The sequence below is a fragment of the Pelorhabdus rhamnosifermentans genome (assembly GCF_018835585.1).
Taxonomy (GTDB): domain Bacteria; phylum Bacillota; class Negativicutes; order UMGS1260; family UMGS1260; genus Pelorhabdus; species Pelorhabdus rhamnosifermentans.
In genome coordinates, this window is the sequence record NZ_JAHGVE010000002.1 from 99,665 (window position 1) to 118,435 (window position 18,771).

Below are 18,771 nucleotides of genomic sequence, written 5' to 3' on the forward strand. Positions count from 1 at the left end.
GACTCCGTAGCTCAGCTGGATAGAGCGTTTGACTACGAATCAAAAGGTCGCAGGTTCGAATCCCGCCGGGGTCACCAGTAATGGAATCAAAAAACATCTTTGTATAAGGTGTTTTTTTTTCGTATTAAAATTTGTTTTTAAATGCTATTTTAGTCTTGCCAAGCTTATGTTAATTTGATATAATATTTCTTGTCATCAAATATGACTCCGTAGCTCAGCTGGATAGAGCGTTTGACTACGAATCAAAAGGTCGCAGGTTCGAATCCCGCCGGGGTCACCATTGATTAAGAGCAGTGTAAAGAATAACTATTCTTTGCACTGCTTTTTTGTGTGAAGTGAATTTTTTAAGGGAGTGGGTTAAATTTAAATGAAGCGTGAGTATATAAAGCGGATACGTTATAAGGCATCCGCTCTATTTTTACATTGATTTTAAAGTATAAAAAAACATAATATGTCGAAAATAGTAGTATAGATGAGATAATAAATGAATATATCACTAAAACTCATTTATAAGGACTATTTACTAGTTGCTAAGTTTATGTTAATTTGATAAAATAAATTTCGTCACTTAAGACACTCTTACCTTTCATTTATATTATTATAAATGGCTAATAAAAAAGTCTTGACTTTGTAAGAAACTGTGTGTTATAATATTAAATGTTGTGAGATTAACAACTGTGGTGGCTGTGGTGAAGCGGTTAACACGCCGGATTGTGGCTCCGGTACTCGAGGGTTCGAGACCCTTCAGCCACCCCATTTAAATTAATAATTCGTTGGGGCATAGCCAAGTCGGTAAGGCACGGGACTTTGACTCCCGCATGCGTTGGTTCGAGTCCAGCTGCCCCAGCCATTATATGATCCACTAGCTCAGTTGGTAGAGCACCTGACTTTTAATCAGGGTGTCCCGCGTTCGAGCCGCGGGTGGGTCACCATCATTATGCGGGAGTGGCGGAACTGGCAGACGCACTAGACTTAGGATCTAGCGCTTTACGGCGTGCAGGTTCAATTCCTGTCTCCCGCACCAGTTGTAAAATGTAGGTATATCAAAGGCTTTAGTCCTTCGGTATACCTTTTTCATTTCGAAAGTAGTGTTACTATGGTTGCGACTTTGCCGATTGCTTATCCTTTACGTATAGGATAAGCAATGTCATTCCTTAGAAATAATAGAGCGACGACTTATGTTAAACAGCTGGTGGCCCCTGAGCTTCGCGAAGGACATAAACATTAATCTATAGTCGAACAATTTTTAATGGATGTGCCTGTTGCAATTGTTTGCCTTCAGCTGAGAGTTCGACAATGTAAGCAGGGCCATAGTCAAAGTCATCGGTAATATCTTGATAGATGTAAGTTGATGAATTCAGTTTTCTTTTTACTTGCTTAAGATGGGATAAGCCGTTATTAGAGACAATATCAATAGACATATAAATTTACCTCTTAGAGTTATTCTTAATGCTACTATTTTATTATGGTAGCATATGTCAACATAAAATTCTAGAGTAAATCTGAAGAAAGATCTCTAACCTTGTCATATATTGTTATATGATGGTAACTGAAAATGTCCATAAAGCGCAGTGAGTCACGGCAAGACGTGGTACTAATACGGTAAAAACCCTCCATATTTAAAAGTTACCACTAATTATATTTGGTGAATGTGACAAAAATATGACAAGTGTTTTTGTTTGAGTACGTGGCAGATAGTGACACGCTGTAACATATGAATTATACTTATATTATAAAGCTGAAGGTTAGAAGGGGTTGTATCTTAGTGTACTGGTTTAGGGAAAAGATTTTCATACGGGGAATGATTATTTTATTTTTTTTATCGGGGCTGAGTTATATCGTTTTAACTTATTTTCAAGGAATTCCAGTTTTAAATTATCATCAGATTAATAATGAAGACCATAATGTGTTAACATTGAGTGATACTGAGTTTGAGGCCCAAATAAATTATTTATATCGTGAAGGCTATACTGCTATCTCGCCGGAGCAATTAGTTGATTACTTGCAGTATGGGAAAAAGCTTCCACCCAATCCTATTCTGATTACTTTAGATGATGGTTATGAAGATAATTATCGCGTGGCTTACCCAATCTTGCAAAAATACCATTTTACTGCGACGATATTTGTAATTACTGATTTTGTGGGTCATTATAATAAGTATTTAACTTGGGATCAAATAAGCGAGATGAGTGATTATGGAATGAGTTTTGAAGATCATACTCTAAGTCATATTTCTTTGCCCAAAGCTTCCGATGAAGAGATAAGTAAGCAATTAGTTCAATCAAAGGAAGCATTGGAATGGAGGTTGGGTAAGAAAGTAGAATACTTAGCTTATCCAGGTGGAGAATATGATCAGCGGGTAATACAGATGACAAAGGACGCAGGGTATCGAGCCGCTTTTACTGTGAATTTTGGGCGTGATCGGGTGAATTCTACATTATATACTTTAAATCGAATTCCTATCTTTGGAGGAGGATCACATACATTCCTTCATTTTTGGCTACGTCTAAAGTTTACCCAGGTATTTAACGCTTTGCAAAATTTTAAGGCTTTTTTACTTAAAGAGGGGGATACTTCTGCAGCTGGTTTGATTTATATCCCCTAGAATTTTATGTATATTAAAGGCCTCCAAGGTTTTGGAGGCCTTTTGTGGAAGCTTTCATTGATATGATGCAGCTGTTGGACTTAATTTTTCTTATTAATGTATTCATTGACTGCATGGAGAGCACTTGTATCAAAATCATTGGGATCCTCATCTCTCAGTTCTACAGGCTCAGGATTGTTGGGACCGTATTTTGCGTAATCATCTACTTGCTTGGTTTTTTTTGATTTTTGCATGATCATCACCTCAGAAAATAGTTTCTCCAAACTGAAAAAAATTACTCCAATTGCTTGCGTGTTCTATATGGAGTATCTTTTATAGTGTATGAATGTTTCGCTTTTTTAATGAGGGGAGTGACATACTAAGGTGTGATAGCTCAAATGAAATTTTTACAGATGATTCTGAATTATGAATAGGAATTTATATCACTTATGATGAAGTAATAGGATGTACAGAAAAATTCGATAAAGGGGAAGCTTATTTGTTTCACGTGGAATAATATGGAAAATAATAAGTTCAATCATGTTATAACATGATTGAACTATCTGGGAATTTTAAAATTGGGTATAGAAAAACCAGAGATCTGATTCCCCCTACAGAAACTCTGGTTTTACACAAGGAGCTACGTGGCCTCCTTTACTATTTATTATAACTATTTTTATGTGGAAAAGCTAGTGATTTGAATGTATCTCTGAAATTTCCATAAAACAGAACTCTAGTATGGAAAAATGTTCACCAGGAATGCAATCTAATTGCGAAGGATGTGTGTTCGTTGAAGGCGAGTGGTGCGAATATTTTCAGTCTTATTTATGAGCAATGGCAGAAGTTTAGTACTACGGGAAATTATCGGGATTGTGCTGTTCGTTCTCAAATTTTAGCGTCGTGGATTCGCTGTCACAATGCGGGGGTCGATCCAGGTGATATGCGCTTGCATCGGGCTTTGACGGATATCAATCTGAAAAAGTTATTGCGTAATAAAGAAAAGTTGATTTGTATTGCTAAACCTTTTATGGCGAATCTTTACAAGTTTGTTCAAGGTTCAGGTTTTGTTGTTGTATTAACGGATGAACAAGGCTATATTATGGAAGTTTTTTCTGATGATGATAGCTTACAAAATTCTATTACGAAAAATTTTTTTCAGGGAGCTAGTTGGCGTGAAGAAGAAGCAGGTACCAATGCGATCGGAACGGCGCTGGAAATAGGTGAACCGATTCAAGTGTCTGGCGCAGAACATTATTGTCAAAAGCATCATTGTTTAACTTGTTCAGCTGCACCGCTATTTGATTCCAAAGGGAAAATAATTGGTATTTTAAATATGTCGGGTGCATCCCAAGCGTCTCATTTGCATACTTTAGGAATGGTCGTTGCTGCAGCTGAGGCGATTATGGCGCAGATGAGTATTCAGCAAAAAAATTGTGAATTGGCTATTGTTAACAATCGATTGACAAATTTTTTTAATACTGTCTCTGATGGTGTTGTCATTGTTGATAAGGATAATCGGATTATTCAAATGAATCCAGCAGCGCAGAAAATTTTTGATAAGTCTGAACAGCAGGTTTTGGGAATATTTATCAATGACCTGTTTGAGAAAGAGGGGGCTTCACTGAAACAGCTTTTAGCAACAAATGAACCTTATACAGATGTGGAAATAGAAGGCACTTGTTCTTGTTTAGCATCACGAGAACCGATTATCAATGAACAAGACGGAATCATAGGTGGCATTATTTTGCTACGGCCGATTAAAAGAGTAAAGAATTTAGTGAATTGTTATAGTGGCAATTACGCAACTTTCTGTTTCAGTGATATTGTTGGCGACAGTGTTCAGATTCGTGAAGTAATACACATTGCACGCCAAGCAGCTGTTACCAGGTCCAATGTTCTCATTCAAGGTGAAAGTGGTACAGGAAAAGAAATGTTTGTTCAGGCTATCCATAATTCCAGTACCAGTCAGAATGGGCCTTTTATTGCACTCAATTGTGGGGCAATACCGCGCGAACTGATCGATAGCGAGTTATTTGGTTATGATGATGGTGCCTTTACTGGGGCTAAACGAGGTGGAAAGCCAGGAAAATTCGAATTAGCATCAGGTGGAACCTTGTTTTTGGATGAAATAGGTGATATGCCGCTTGAAGAACAGACCGCCTTGCTTAGGGTGATACAAGAAAGAAAAGTCGCTCGCATTGGCAGCGATAAGATGATTCCTGTCAATGTTCGCTTAATTTGTGCGACAAATAAAAATTTATCGCAGGAAGTAGAACGCGGGACTTTTCGTCATGATTTGTTTTATCGATTAAATGTATTATCTATCTTGCTTCCGCCGTTAAGGCACCATATTGAAGATTTACCCCTGTTATTTAAATATTTTTTGGAAAAGTTAAGTCGCGATCGGAATTGTAAGTTTACTGTTGAATCAACTGTTGTGGATTGTCTCATGCAATATGCTTGGCCTGGTAATATTCGCGAGTTACAAAATGTTGTTGAACGTGCAGTGAGCTTAGCTCAAGATGGTGTCATTACACTGCGTCAGTTGCCGCCTGAATTTTATTCAACTCCTTCTCAAGCATTACCGGTTGGGAAAACACTGCCTCTATCCATTGTTGGAAGTCGGGAACAACGTAAAAAAATTGCCCATGATGCCGAAAAGAACAAGATTATTCAACTTTTAAATATCTATGGTGGAAACGTAAGTCAAGTCGCGAGGGTGTTAGAAGTTTCGCGAAAAACATTGTATAATAAAATTCGTTTGTATACAATTCAAAATTAGTTGTTACGTTAAAGTGTTACCAACTTGTTACTTATAGTAAACACAATGGTAACACTTTTTATACGATCAGAGTACGGCTTTGGTTGGGCTAGTTGTCGTAGTTCTTATCTATACATCCTTTTTAGCGATGTAAAAACGGGAAGGAATCAGTTGCAGCGCTGATTTCACTGCATTAGAAACATTTTATATCTCTCTTCCTTGAGGGATATTTTTATTTGCGAAATTTGGCATAATATTTGCAATACTTACAAGCAGAAGATCTTCTGCTTGTAAGGTTGTTGCATGAAAGTCTAATTTTAGTAGCATCATATCATAGTTAGCAAGAATTGTTTGGACGTAGGTTGACTATAGGTTCAGCCTTTCGGGAGAAAAAGGAATACAGTGCTGAAATAAAAGACAAAGTGCTGGATTCTGCCCCGCATTCTGTCTTTTATTTGTGAAAGCCGACAATTTTGCTTAGCATGATTAACGTCGAACATAGCGAAGAGGAAGTGAGCGAATGAAAGTGATTCCAGTTCAAGAAGCGGAAGGGATGGTTTTGTGTCATGATATTACGGAGATTATTCCAGGGGAATTTAAGGGACGGGCATTTAAGAAAGGACATATTGTTTGTCATGAAGATATTCCCAAACTGTTAAAAATCGGCAAAGAACATCTGTATGTTTGGGAAATGGATCAAACGCGTTTGCACGAAAACGATGCGGCAGTGAGAATTGCTCAGGCTGTTGCTGGTTCAGGCATTGTCTTAACGGAGCCTGTGAATGGCAAAGTGGAATTAAAAGCTCATAAAAAGGGTATATTGAAAATTAATATTTCAGCTTTAGAAGCGATTAATGATATTGACGAGGTGATACTTGCTTCCATGCATTCCAATCAACTGGTAACAACAGACACGGTTCTTGCTGGATGTCGTGTGGTTCCTTTAGTGATAGATGCAGATAAAATACGTCAGGTCGAAGACATTGGTCAATCCTTTTTTCCGGTCATTCAAGTTAAAACACTTCAACCGCTGAAGGTAGGGATTATTACAACGGGGAGTGAGGTTTATCATGGTCTGATAAAAGACGGGTTTGGCCCAGTTTTGCGTAAAAAGATCGAAGAACTGGATAGTCACGTTTTAAGACAGGTTTTGGTTGATGATAGCATCACGATGATTGTCGAGAAAATTCGTAGCTTAATACATGAAGGGGCTCAACTGATTATTGCGACAGGGGGAATGTCGGTTGATCCCGATGATGTTACTCCTGCTGGTATTCGGGCGGCTGGTGGATCTGTTGTTGCTTATGGTGCACCGGTGCTTCCGGGGTCCATGTTTATGTTGGCCTATATTGGCGATATTCCAGTGATTGGGTTACCTGGTTGCGCTCTATACAATCAGACAACCATATTTGATTTAATTGTTCCGCGTATCTTAGCGGGGGAGAGGATTAGCCGGAAAGATATTACTCGCTTGGCTCATGGCGGACTTTGTGCGGGTTGTAATCCTTGTCGTTATCCCAATTGTACTTTCGGTAAAGGTAGCTAACAAGCGGTTTTGTGAGGTTGTCTCTTAAACATAAATTCATAAAAAGGGAGAGGTAAAAATGCAAAAAAAACTCTTATACATTAATGGGTTACCTAGGACTTTGATTGTTAATCTTGAGGACAGTTTAGCTAAAGTTTTACGGGAACAACTGTTACTTACGGGGTGTAAGGTAGGCTGTAATCAAGGCCAATGTGGGACTTGTTCGATCATTATGAATGGTGACGTAGTCCGTTCGTGTATTGTTAAAATGAAGAGGGTGCCTGATGAGGCTCATATTACAACCATTGAGGGACTTGCTACGCCAGACGAGCTTCATCCACTTCAAGTTGCCTGGATGGCCTATGGTTGTGCTCAGTGTGGTTTTTGCAGTCCTGGTTTTATTCTTTCAGCGAAGGTTTTGCTTGATGGTAATGCCAGTCCAACGCGGGAGGAAGTTCGTGATTGGTTTCAAAAACATCGAAATGCCTGCCGCTGTACTGGCTATAAGCCTTTAGTGGATGCTGTTATGGCTGCGGCACAAGTGCTACGTGGCGAGTTACGTAAAGAAGATTTGCTATATAAGCCTGTGGATAATAAAATTTACGGTACGACTTATCATCGGCCATCAGCAGTACAAAAAGTTACGGGTACCTGGGACTATGGTGCCGATGTTGCTTTGCAAATGCCACAAGGGACCTTGCGCTTAGCATTGGTTCAAGCCGAAGTATCTCACGCCAATATCAAAGGAATTGACACGTCAGAAGCTGAAACAATGCCTGGCGTTTATAAAGTAGTTACCCATAAAGATGTGAAAGGCAAAAATAGGATTACGGGTCTGATAACCTTTCCATCAAATAAAGGCGATGGCTGGGATCGTCCCATTCTCTGTGATGAGAAAGTGTTCCAGTTTGGTGATGCTATTGCCATTGTTTGTGCCGATACGGAAGAACATGCTAAGGCAGCCGCGAAGAAAGTGAAGGTGGATTTGGAAATGCTGCCGGCTTATATGAGTGCGCCTGCGGCTATGGCAGAGGATGCTATTGAAATCCATCCCGGTGTGCCGAATGTCTATTTTGAGCAAGGCATTGTGAAGGGGGAAGACACGAAACCCATTATGGATCGCTCCGATATTGTCACGGTGGAAGTCGAAACCTATTGTAGTCGTCAACCGCATTTGCCGCTTGAACCTGATGTCGGATGCGCCTATATTGACGAGGAAGGGCGTCTCACCATTCACTCGAAGAGTATTGGACTCCATCTTCATCACGCCATGATTGTTGCAGGTATTGGTATTGAGCCGGAAAAGTGTCGGTTAGTCCAAAATCCCACGGGTGGTACATTTGGCTATAAATTTAGTCCGACTATCGAGGCCTTGCTGGGTGTTGCCTGCTTAGCGACAGGTAAGCCGGTTTCGCTTAACTTTACAATGTATCAAAACATTACTTATACTGGAAAAAGGTCGCCTGCTTCTGTTTATTGTAAGCTGGCTGCCGATAAGACAGGTAAGTTACTTGCTATGGAAACAGATTGGTGGCTTGATCATGGCCCATACTCCGAATTTGGTGATTTAGTGACTTTGCGGCAGGCTCAATTTACTGGTGCCGGTTATGATATTCGCAATATTCGTGGCCAAGGCCGTACGGTGTGTACTAATCATGCCTGGGGTTCTGCTTTTCGTGGCTATGGATCGCCGCAAGCTTTTTTGGCTTCGGAAATTGCCATGGATGAATTGGCGGAAAAATTAGGTATGGATCCACTGGAGCTTCGTTTTAAAAATATTTATCGTCCTGGAGCTACGACTCCTACGGGGCAAGTGCCTGAAGTTTTTTGTTTGGAAGAAATGTTTAACAAGATTCGTCCGCTGTGGAAAGCAGCGAAAGAACGTTGTGCGAAACTTACAACACCAGAGAAGAAACGTGGCGTTGGTTTTTCACTGGGCATTTATGGTTGTGGTCTTGATGGTCCCGACAGTTCGGAAGCTTGGGCGGAGTTAACTCCAACCGGTGTTACTATTGGAAACTCTTGGCAGGATCACGGTCAAGGCGCAGATATTGGTACGTTAACTCATGCCCATGAAACGCTTCAACCCCTTGGGATTAAACCCGAGCAAATCAAGCTGATCATGAATGATATGGCATTTACACCGAACAGTGGTCCGTCAGGCGGCAGCCGGTCAAATGTCATGACAGGCAATGCCACGACAGTTGCTTGTCAGATGCTTCTCAATGCCATGCGTAAGGCAGACGGGTCTTACCGTACGTATGATGAAATGTTGGCTGAAAATATTCCGCTTCATTATGATGGCAAATGGACGGCATCTATGTGTACTGATTGTAGTCCCGTGACAGCACAAGGGGATCCATTCCCAATTTATATGTATGAACTTTTTATGCCTGAAGTTGAAGTGGATATGAAAACAGGCAAAGCTAAAGTCGTGAAGTTTACGACGATTGCTGATATTGGAACGATTACCAATAAGACTGTTTGCGATGGTCAGATTTATGGTGGTTTGGCTCAAGGCGTGGGGTTGGCCCTTACGGAAGACTTTGAGGATTTGAAGAAGCATACCAGCTTGGTTGGTTGCGGACTGCCTTTTATTGATGATATTCCGGATGATATGGAAATTATCTATAACATTACACCGCGTGAAAATGGTCCGCATGGTGCAGCAGGTACAGGCGAAGGTCCATTATCAGCTCCTCATCCGGCGATTTTGAATGCTATTTACAATGCCTGCGGCGTACGAATTTATGCGATACCGGCATTACCGTCCAAAATTAAAGCCGGTCTTGATGCACTGGCTGCTCAAAAATAAATTTGTTTGGCAAAAATTTTAAGAAATGAGCGGATAGCATGGATCAACAACAATTGCATGAACGGGAAGCGAGATGTAAGCAAGAAAATCCACCGGGCTGTACTGCCCGGTGTCCAGTTCATGTGGATGTGCGTGGAATTGTTTCTGCCATTAGGCAGGGGGATTATGCAGCAGGTTTTTCCTTGTTACAACGCCGGGTATTCTTCCCGAGAATTATCAGCAGTATTTGTGATCATCCTTGCCAAAAGGCTTGTAGGCGCGTGGAAATCGATGAGGCTATTTTTATTCATGCCTTGGAAAAAGTTTGTGTTCAGCAGGCCTATCATACTGCTGACAAAATGATTCAGCAGCCGCTTAAAAATAAAACTGTGGCTGTTATTGGGGCTGGATTAAGCGGATTAACTGTTGCAGTAGAGCTTGCTTATAAAGGGTATAAAGTCGTTGTTTTTGAGGCAACGGAAGGTTTGGGTGGAAATATTAGGAGATTTCCCGAAAGTAAATTACCGAAACAATGGATTGAAGACGATTTTAGTATACTAAAAAAATTGCCTATTACCATTCAGTATCATACCCCGGTTAGTAACACGAGTGAGGGAGTCCAAAAATTTGATAATCTGTGTGAAAAGTTTGATGCCCTTTATTTAGGTGTGGGCTGTCAGAATATCGAACGATTGAATCTCGGACTTAAGCGGCAGTCTGATGGAAAATTAGATGTAGAGGAACTGACGCTTGCAACCAGTCACGCCAAGGTTTTTGCCGGAGGAAGTCTACGGCGCGATAGGGAACATTTATCACCGATTCATTCGATATCCGATGGAAAAATTGCCGCTATTTCTATCGAGCGTTACCTCCAAAATGCATCGCTTACAGCCAGTCGCCCCCAAGCAGGGGCTGTTGAAACGGAGCTTTATGTGAATCTTGCCGGGATCAAGCCGGAATCTCAGACCACTATGGAAAAGGAGGGCGGCTATAGCGAGGCAGAGGGATTGCAGGAAGCCCAGCGCTGTTTGTTATGTGAGTGCCGTGAATGTGTGAAAGCCTGCGAATATTTGGCGCATTATCAGTCTTATCCGAAACGGTATGTTCGTGAGGTATATAATAATTCATCTATTGTTATGGGGATTCATCACGCCAATAAAATGATTAATTCCTGTAGTTTATGTGGTTTGTGTGAACAAATTTGTCCGAATGGATTCAATATGGGTGAAGTTTGTTATGAGGCGCGGCAAAACATGGTTCAAACAGGGAAAATGCCACCGTCAGCCCATGATTTTGCTTTGCGCGATATGAAATTTAGCAATAGTGAGCGATTTATGCTGAATAAGCATCAACCTGGTTTTACAGCAAGTAAAACGGCATTTTTTCCGAGTTGTCAGCTTGCTGCTTCTTCGCCACAAACGGTACAAAAAATTTATGAGTTTTTATGTAACACTATTCCGGGTGGTGTCGCTCTCATGCTTGGTTGCTGTGGGGCACCGGCCAAATGGGCTGGACAAGAGGCATTGTTTCAAGAAACTATTGAGTCTGTAGAAAACCATTGGCGTGAACTTGGCAGTCCACATGTTATTACAGCCTGTCCAACGTGTTTTCATGTATTTAAGAATTATTTGCCGAATGTGCCTGTAGAGCATTTAGTTTCTCGCTTAGATCAGATGGACATACCGAAAAATCAAGGAATAGCAGTTGTTCCGCAAAAGTTGGCTGTTCATGATAGCTGCATGACAAGGAAGGAAAGACAGTTGCAAGATAGCGTTCGGAATATTTTAGTTAAACTGGGTCATAGTGTCGAAGAGCTGCTTTATCATGGTGATCATACAGTATGTTGTGGTTATGGCGGTCTCATGATTTATGCTAATCCAGAAGTGGCGCAGAAGGTCATTCGTAGGCGGATCAGTGAAAGCGAGACAGATTATCTGACCTATTGTGCCATGTGTCAGGAGAACTTTATCAGTCAGGGGAAGGCAGCTTATCATTTGTTGGACTTGATTTTTGGAACGGAGCCGCATCATGTTGTGAAGCAGCAAGTGACGAATTATTCAGAGCGCCAGTACAATCGGGCCCGGTTAAAAAGAAATGTCCTGCGTGAGATTTGGAATGAAATCATCGAAGAACCACAGTCTGAAGTGAAGGTCATCATGGATGATACTGTAAAACAGATGATGCAGGACAGAATGATTCTTGTCGAAGATGTGATCAAAGTGATTTCGCAGGCAGAAAACACGGGCCGTAAGCTGAAAAATACGGAAAATGGTCATTATATTGCCTACCTCCAGCTGGAGAATGTAACTTATTGGGTGGAGTATTTTCCGCAGGACGATGCGTTTGTCGTTTATCATGCTTATTGTCATAGACTGGAAATTTCCTAATCACGGAGGAGCTAGATGAACAAACAAGTCAGCCAAAAGGAGTCAACTATTTTATGTGTGAAGTGTGGTGTCTATTTAACACCCGGGAATGTGACGCTGTCCTATCTTGGCAGTAGTTTTCCTGTTGAGCTTTATAAGTGTCCGCAATGCGGGCTAGTTTTTATTCCTGAAGAACTTGCAACAGGCAAGATGGATAAAGTGGAAAAATCGTTGGAAGACAAATAAATCAAAATGAAAAAGTTAAAGGGTAGCTGTAACATCTTGTAAGAGAAGGGGGTGGCTAGATGAATGAGGAATTTTTTCGCATGGTTGAAATTGCTCAGCAGGAATTTTATTGTAGTCAGATATTACTGATGATGGGATTGGAAGCGCAGGGAAAACAAAATCCCGAACTCATTCGGGCCATGGCCGGCTTAATTGGTGGTCTGGGTTTTTGCGGAAAAACTTGTGGTTCTCTTACAGGCGGGGCTTGTTTATTAGCTCTGTATGCTGGCAAGGGGAGCGAGGAGGAAGTCGAAGATAGTCGACTCAATGCCATGATTCGTGAACTTGTTCAGTGGTTTGAGCGGGAACAGTGTGCGAATTATAGTGGTATAAACTGTGACAGCATCTTAGAGAACAATCCTAAGAATCGTTTGGAACGTTGTCCGCAACTCGTTTATCAGACCTATGAGAAGGTAAAAGCTATCCTTGCCGAAAATGGCTATGATTTGGCAGGGCAGCTTGAGGTTTGATAAAAATCAACGGACAGGTGGTGAAGTGGGGCTGTGTCTCGGCAGAATAAGATAGTCGCTCTCATACTTGCAGCTGGATTATCTTCTCGTATGGGCGAATTCAAACCACTGCTGCCCATCAATGGTGCCACAGTCATTGAAAGTGCAGTTAATTGCTTTCGGCAAGCAGGCATTGCAGATATTCGCGTAGTTGTGGGACATCAGGCCGAGCAGCTTATGCCAGTGTTACAATCGCTAGGGGTTCGGCCTGTTTTGAATGTAAATTTTGCATCAGGCATGTTTTCATCCATTATGGCCGGATTGCAGACTTTTGCGAGTGCGGCTGATGGCTTTTTCTTGTTGCCTGGTGACATGCCGCTAGTAAAGAGTTGTACATTGGAAAAGCTGATGAAGGCCTACTTTCAAACGGATTGTCCGATTATTTATCCTACGTTTTTGGGTAGGCGGGGTCATCCGCCGCTTATTTCTCACAGGTGTTTTCAGACGCTTCTATCTTGGCAGGGGTCAGAAAATCTACGTCTCCTATTGCAGCAATTTGAACAGGATGCTTATAATGTTCCGGTGATGGATCAGGCTATCTTGTTCGACATGGATACTCCAGTTGATTATGAAAAGCTGCTTCGTTCTACACTGAGCAAAAATATTCCAACAGTGGAGGAGTGTGAGGCAATTTTTGCCGAGTATGACGTTTCGCAAAGCATTGTCAGACATGGGAAGGCAGTCGCACGTGTTGCCAGACAGATTGCTGCCCAATTAAATGAGGGGGATTGTTATGATCTAAATATCGAACTGATTGTAGCAGGAAGTTTGTTGCATGATATTGCAAAAGGGCGGCCTCATCATGCTGAGGCTGGGGCCATTATTTTAGATCAACTTGGTTTTCCAACTGTAGCCAAGGTGGTAGCTAGTCATATGGATTTAATACAACCTAATCAAGCAGTGATTGACGAAGGTGTGATTGTTTATATTGCTGACAAGCTTATTAAAGAGGAATCTCTTATTCCTATTGCTCAGCATTTTTCTGAGACAAAGCTGCGCTATATTGCCAGTGAGAGTGCTTTGAAAGCCATTGAACAAAGGCTAAAAAAAACGTTGATCATTCAAGACAAACTTGAGCATGATTTAGGAATTCCTAATTTGTTTGCTATGGTATCAAGTGGGGAGGTGCGAGATAGGTATGATTTATCTGAATAATGCGGCGACATCTTGGCCGAAAGCGCCGCGTGTTGCAGCAACAGTGGCAAAAAAACTTCATGACATTCCCTTTCATGCAGACCGTTCTGGGTTTAATTCCCCTGCTTCGGAAATGAATTGTCGTTCGTTATTGGCTGAGACCCTTCATATTATCGATTCCAGTCGGATTATTTATTGCTGCAACGCTACGCATGCTTTGAATCTTGCATTATATGGATTTCCTTGGAAACAAGGTGCAACAGTACTTACAACAGCAGCAGAGCACAATGCTGTATTACGGCCTCTCTATTATTTACGTAAGCATCGTGGCATCCAGGTAGAAATTGTCTCGGTAGACAGTATGGGGCGCGTCATACCTGAATTGTGGGAGCAAGCGGTAAAAAAGTTTTCACCCCAGTTAGCTGTTTTTACACATGCTTCAAATGTTACAGGGGCCATTCAGCCTGTTGTTGAGTTGAGTAATATAGCAAAAAATGGGGGGGCAGCAACGTTGTTGGATGCTTCCCAAACATTGGGGGTTATGGACGTTTTGCCTGATTCATGGTCCATCGATATGGTCGCTTTTACCGGTCATAAGTATTTGCTGGGCCCGGCAGGAACCGGGGGACTCTATGTTGCCAATACGATTGAGCTTGAACCAGTTTGGGTGGGGGGGACTGGCACGCTAAGTGATCGGGAGGACATGCCTCCCCAGCTTCCTGCACGGTTAGAAGCCGGTACACCGAATGACCCCGCTTTGGCGGGGTTGGCTCAGGCTATATTATGGCAGAAACAACAGCCACTTGATTTAAAAGCTATGGACGAGCAAGTGGCAAAGCTGTCTCTAGGATTCAAAGAATTTGGTGCTAAAGTTGTTGAGGTTTCCTCGCCGCGTATGCCTGTCATAGCATTTGTTTTGCCGGGCTGGAAGGTAGATGAAGTAGGGGAAATTCTTTATAAAAGTTTTGATCTTGTTTGTCGGACGGGGCTGCATTGTGCCCCTCTGATTCATAAATTTTTAGTGACAGGTGAGGATGGTAATATTCGAGTGAGTTTGTCGCGATTTACTTCTATAGAAGACATAGACGATACTTTATTCGCGATTCGGGACATCTTGTTATGAAGGTTTTTGATTGTCAGCGTGTTGAAAATTGTTTTAGTAAAACAGCTCTTTTTCAGTATGGTCTTCCGTTTAAAATCGATGACCCCTTTCTCAGCCAATTTGAACAGGTCGGTAACGTAACTTGTTATCGGAAGTTTCCCCGACCTTATTTTAAGATTTTTTTGTCTGATGGCACAGAGATAAAAGGCGTTCTTAGCGATACTTCACTGAAAGTGAATTTTCTGCCTGAGACAAGTGAGAAGAGTAAAGCCTTATTTGAACAATTGTTAACACAGTTTGTCCGTGAACATTTGATGAGCAAGGAGTAAGGATGATGGAGAATATCGTTGTACTTGATAAGGCCGAAAGTGTTTGTCCTGAGTGTCTGAAGCGGATTCCTGCCCGAAAAATTAAGGAAGATGACTGCGTTTACTTGGTGAAAGAATGTTTAGAGCATGGGACTTTTCGGACTTTAATTTGGCAGGGTGACCCAGATTATGAAAGTTGGTGCCATAAAAAGATACCCTCTACACCTGTTGTTTGTGCGACGAATGTAGAGCAAGGCTGTCCATTTGATTGTGGACTTTGTCCAGATCATCGGCAACAACCCTGCTGTGTGCTGCTTGAGATCACTGAGCGTTGTAATCTTTCTTGTCCTATTTGCTTTGCAAGTGCTCAAGAAACTGTTCATAGCGATCCGGATATTAGTGTAATTGAAGGTTGGTACCGTATGTTGCTTGCTAGCGGAGGTCCTTACAATATCCAATTATCAGGTGGCGAGCCGACGGTGCGGGATGATTTGCCTGATATTATTCGGTTGGGCCACAAGCTGGGTTTTGAGTTTATTCAAATCAATACAAATGGGCTGCGGTTAGCAAGAGAGCCGCATTTTGTGGATCAATTGAAGGAAGCCAATCTTAACTGTGTATTTTTGCAATTTGATGGCTTATCCGACGAAATTTATCAAACCATTCGAGGTGCAGCATTACTTGATGTAAAACTTGCAGCTATTGAAAATTGTGCAAGGCGCGATATTGGTATCGTACTCGTCCCTACGCTTGTTCCTGCTGTCAATACGCATCATATTGGTGCGATCCTTCATTTTGCTATCGAACATATGCCCGCTATACGTGGCGTGCATTTTCAGCCGATGAGTTATTTTGGACGTTATCCATCTTTACCACCCAGTGAACGATTGACCATTCCTCGAATTATTAAGGAAATTGAAGGACAAACAGCAGGCAAGTTAAAGGTAGAAAATTTTTTGCCGCCAGGTGGGGAAAATTCCTATTGTTCTTTTCATGGTAACTTTCTTTTAATGGCGAATGGTGACTTAAGACCGTGGTCTTTGTTTCAGACGGCACAATGTTGTGCAAAGCCGACTGTTGCTGCCCAAGGAGCCAAAAGCGCCCGAGCTTTTGTTGCGAAACAATGGTCAGCCTCCTCCTGCTGTACGGATGGACAGAGTGCTTCAACGAGTGAAGTGAGGCGCGAGGATAATGCTCAGGGAATAAATACGGACAGTATAGATGATTTTTTGCAGCGGGTGAATACGTATACTCTGTCCATTTCAGGCATGGCTTTTCAAGATGCTTGGAATTTAGAAATTGATCGTTTGCGTGATTGCCTGATTCATGTAGTAAGTCCCGCAGGAAAATTGATTCCTTTCTGTGCTTATAATCTTACGGCTCGAGATGGAACAAGCCTTTATCGTGGCAAGAGTTGACTTATGATTAAGAAAAACTTTACGAAAACGCCGCTCGACAATTGGATCAATCATAAAATAGGATCAGCTTCGGCGTTTTTGACAAGGCAGGCCCTAGCTGAATACCAGTTAAGAAAATTACAGGAAACTATTGATTGGGCCTATCAACATAGTCCTTTTTATCATGCGCATTTGCCTGAAGGCGTAAAGAAAAAGTTGAATTGCCTAGCTGATTTATCGCAGCTTCCCTTTACGACCACCAGTCACCTTGAAAAGCAGGGTTTGCAAATGCTCTGTGTATCGCAGGGCGAGATCCAGCGAGTTGTTACGCTCGTTACTTCAGGGACTACGGGTCAGCCTAAACGTTTGTATTTTACGCGTGAAGATCAAGAATTGACGATTGATTTTTTCTGTCAGGCTATGTCTATTTTGACAAAAGCGGGCGATTATGTCGCTATACTTTTGCCTTGCGAACGTCAAGGGAGCGTTGGTGATTTGCTTGCAAGTGCCCTGGAGCGGTTAGGAGCTCAGCCTATTAAGCAAGGAATTATTCATGATCTAGAAGAAACATTACAAAAATTAATTGTTACTCAGGCGAATGTTCTTGTGGGTATTCCAATTCAGATGTTAGCTTTGGCTAAATTTTATGAAGCTAGTCATAAACAAGCGCCTTTGGCGTTAAAACGGATTTTGTTGAGCACGGATTATGTATCAGAAGCAATTATTCAAGAAATCGGTCGAATTTTAAATTGTGAAGTCTTTGATCATTATGGTATGACAGAAATGGGACTGGGGGTAGGGATAGAATGTTGTGCTCATCAGGGGTATCATATGCGTGAAGCTGATTTATACCTGGAAGTCATTGATCCGCAAACCGGAAGAAACTTGCCTTTAGGACAGGTGGGAGAGCTTGTTTTTACTACTTTAACAAGGAAAGGCATGCCACTCATTCGTTATCGCACAGGAGATTTATCGCGAATTTTGCCAGGAAACTGTCCTTGTGGAACTGTATTACAGCGAATTGATACTATTCGTTCAAGAAAAGTAGGTTGCATTTCACTTGGAGAAAATAATTTTCTAACTATGGCAGAGTTGGATGAAAAGTTACTGGTGTTACCAGGTATTATTGATTTTACAGCTACTATTTCTTACGATGCCGTATTTATTTTGCTTCATATTCAATTGTTCTTGCTGACCGATTATTCTACTATTGATAGTCTCAAGAAGTCAGCTGTTTATGATGTGCTAGAGCGAATTGATTCAATTCGTTTAGCAAATGACAGGAGACAGCTTAAAATGAAAGTCGAGTTTTTAAGTGTAGGTACTGAGTTTAGTCCGAAGTCAAGTAAACGAGCAATTCAAGTGCTTGTACAATGAAGATTTGAGCTCAACTTATTGAGCTGTTATCGCGGTTTAACGTGAGGGGGAATTTTTAGTGAATCATTCTAGCTGTCCGCGCTGCAAGACGAAAATAATTGATACGGCTTTATATCAGTGTGTTCGTTGTTTTACTGTGTATTGCAAGAATTGTGACGATACAAAGTCCGGTCACGTGTGTCCAAAATGTGGTATGTCGCAACGAATGGTTATTTCACCCGATAAATAAAAAAGCAACCCATTAGGGCTGCTTGAGTTTTTTTATCTTATTATTTTTCTTTTTTGCAGCGCGGTACATCTGGACCATGACCGCGTAAATCGTTTATTCTATTCAGAGCTGAGTCGGATAAAAAGGCAATTTGTGACGGATTTCCTTCAACTGTTTCACCAGACAGAATTAACCCATTACTGTTTTCTAGATAGCTGATAGGCAGAGTCCGTCTAAATGTTTTTCCTGTTGTTTCATCTGTCACTTCAATTATGACAGAATGAGCTTCAATTTTATGGGGAATGGACATGATATCAACCTCCTATTTTATCTCCATCATAATGTAAAGCTACAGCGATTTCAAGGTTTATCTCATCCTTAAATAGCTATCAAAAGGTAGAACATTTATTTTAGTGAAAAG

The 18,771-nt window shown here is 41.4% G+C and carries 16 protein-coding genes and 6 tRNA genes; 19 read left to right on the plus strand and 3 right to left on the minus strand.

Annotated features, from left to right (window positions below; genetic code table 11):
• From Ga0466249_RS03665 to Ga0466249_RS03690, 6 genes are all read left to right on the plus strand, one after another.
• Positions 1–77, plus strand: a tRNA-Arg gene (locus Ga0466249_RS03665).
• Between the two features lie 126 nt (positions 78–203).
• A tRNA-Arg gene (locus Ga0466249_RS03670) sits at positions 204–280 on the plus strand.
• A gap of 400 nt (positions 281–680) precedes the next feature.
• Positions 681–756 (plus strand) — tRNA-His (locus Ga0466249_RS03675).
• 18 nt (positions 757–774) lie between these two features.
• A tRNA-Gln gene (locus Ga0466249_RS03680) sits at positions 775–850 on the plus strand.
• Positions 851–856: 6 nt separating this feature from the next.
• A tRNA-Lys gene (locus Ga0466249_RS03685) sits at positions 857–932 on the plus strand.
• Positions 933–939: 7 nt separating this feature from the next.
• Positions 940–1,024, plus strand: a tRNA-Leu gene (locus Ga0466249_RS03690).
• Between the two features lie 205 nt (positions 1,025–1,229).
• On the opposite strand, the gene Ga0466249_RS03695 is transcribed toward Ga0466249_RS03690, so the two are convergent.
• On the minus strand, positions 1,230–1,421 hold the full coding sequence (locus Ga0466249_RS03695; protein WP_215828084.1) for a hypothetical protein: 192 nt from the start codon (positions 1,419–1,421) through the stop codon (positions 1,230–1,232).
• 344 nt (positions 1,422–1,765) lie between these two features.
• Here Ga0466249_RS03695 and Ga0466249_RS03700 point away from each other — a divergent pair, with 344 nt between their 5' ends.
• Positions 1,766–2,605, plus strand: coding sequence for a polysaccharide deacetylase family protein (locus Ga0466249_RS03700; protein ID WP_312889700.1), 840 nt, complete (start codon positions 1,766–1,768; stop codon positions 2,603–2,605).
• Between the two features lie 80 nt (positions 2,606–2,685).
• Here the strand turns inward: Ga0466249_RS03700 and Ga0466249_RS03705 are convergent, their stop codons facing one another.
• On the minus strand, positions 2,686–2,838 hold the full coding sequence (locus Ga0466249_RS03705) for a hypothetical protein (protein ID WP_215828085.1): 153 nt from the start codon (positions 2,836–2,838) through the stop codon (positions 2,686–2,688).
• Between the two features lie 536 nt (positions 2,839–3,374).
• Here Ga0466249_RS03705 and Ga0466249_RS03710 point away from each other — a divergent pair.
• From Ga0466249_RS03710 to Ga0466249_RS03765, 12 genes are all read left to right on the plus strand, one after another.
• On the plus strand, positions 3,375–5,366 hold the full coding sequence (locus Ga0466249_RS03710; RefSeq protein ID WP_246588428.1) for a sigma-54-dependent Fis family transcriptional regulator: 1,992 nt from the start codon (positions 3,375–3,377) through the stop codon (positions 5,364–5,366).
• Between the two features lie 499 nt (positions 5,367–5,865).
• Entirely contained in the window at positions 5,866–6,891 is a 1,026-nt protein-coding gene (locus Ga0466249_RS03715; RefSeq protein WP_215828086.1) for a molybdopterin-binding protein, read from the plus strand.
• A gap of 58 nt (positions 6,892–6,949) precedes the next feature.
• The gene (locus Ga0466249_RS03720; protein ID WP_215828087.1) at positions 6,950–9,685 is read left to right on the plus strand and encodes a molybdopterin-dependent aldehyde oxidoreductase; all 2,736 of its coding nucleotides are present in this window, start codon (positions 6,950–6,952) and stop codon (positions 9,683–9,685) included.
• Between the two features lie 38 nt (positions 9,686–9,723).
• Positions 9,724–12,051, plus strand: coding sequence for a pyridine nucleotide-disulfide oxidoreductase/dicluster-binding protein (locus Ga0466249_RS03725; RefSeq protein ID WP_215828088.1), 2,328 nt, complete (start codon positions 9,724–9,726; stop codon positions 12,049–12,051).
• A 15-nt stretch (positions 12,052–12,066) separates the two neighbouring features.
• The gene (locus Ga0466249_RS03730; RefSeq protein ID WP_215828089.1) at positions 12,067–12,276 is read left to right on the plus strand and encodes a DVU_1557 family redox protein; all 210 of its coding nucleotides are present in this window, start codon (positions 12,067–12,069) and stop codon (positions 12,274–12,276) included.
• A gap of 59 nt (positions 12,277–12,335) precedes the next feature.
• On the plus strand, positions 12,336–12,785 hold the full coding sequence (locus Ga0466249_RS03735) for a DVU_1555 family C-GCAxxG-C-C protein (protein WP_215828090.1): 450 nt from the start codon (positions 12,336–12,338) through the stop codon (positions 12,783–12,785).
• Between the two features lie 33 nt (positions 12,786–12,818).
• Positions 12,819–13,979, plus strand: a complete 1,161-nt coding sequence (locus tag Ga0466249_RS27465; RefSeq protein WP_215828091.1) for a DVU_1551 family NTP transferase — start codon at positions 12,819–12,821, stop codon at positions 13,977–13,979.
• The gene (locus Ga0466249_RS03745; protein ID WP_215828092.1) at positions 13,963–15,081 is read left to right on the plus strand and encodes an aminotransferase class V-fold PLP-dependent enzyme; all 1,119 of its coding nucleotides are present in this window, start codon (positions 13,963–13,965) and stop codon (positions 15,079–15,081) included. The genes Ga0466249_RS27465 and Ga0466249_RS03745 overlap by 17 nt, the downstream gene beginning before the upstream one ends.
• Entirely contained in the window at positions 15,078–15,389 is a 312-nt protein-coding gene (locus tag Ga0466249_RS03750) for a hypothetical protein (protein WP_215828093.1), read from the plus strand. The genes Ga0466249_RS03745 and Ga0466249_RS03750 overlap by 4 nt, the downstream gene beginning before the upstream one ends.
• A gap of 2 nt (positions 15,390–15,391) precedes the next feature.
• Positions 15,392–16,786 (plus strand): radical SAM (seleno)protein TrsS, encoded by a 1,395-nt coding sequence (trsS, locus tag Ga0466249_RS03755; protein ID WP_215828094.1) that lies wholly within the window; start codon positions 15,392–15,394, stop codon positions 16,784–16,786.
• A gap of 3 nt (positions 16,787–16,789) precedes the next feature.
• Positions 16,790–18,142 carry a DVU_1553 family AMP-dependent CoA ligase gene (locus Ga0466249_RS03760; protein WP_215828095.1) on the plus strand — a complete coding sequence of 451 codons (1,353 nt, stop codon included), beginning with the start codon at positions 16,790–16,792 and terminating at the stop codon, positions 18,140–18,142.
• Between the two features lie 58 nt (positions 18,143–18,200).
• Positions 18,201–18,371 carry a hypothetical protein gene (locus Ga0466249_RS03765; RefSeq protein WP_215828096.1) on the plus strand — a complete coding sequence of 57 codons (171 nt, stop codon included), beginning with the start codon at positions 18,201–18,203 and terminating at the stop codon, positions 18,369–18,371.
• Between the two features lie 40 nt (positions 18,372–18,411).
• Here the strand turns inward: Ga0466249_RS03765 and Ga0466249_RS03770 are convergent, their stop codons facing one another.
• A complete protein-coding gene (locus tag Ga0466249_RS03770) occupies positions 18,412–18,660 on the minus strand; it encodes a hypothetical protein (protein ID WP_215828097.1) in 249 nt (82 codons plus the stop codon).
• Positions 18,661–18,771 lie beyond the last annotated feature (111 nt).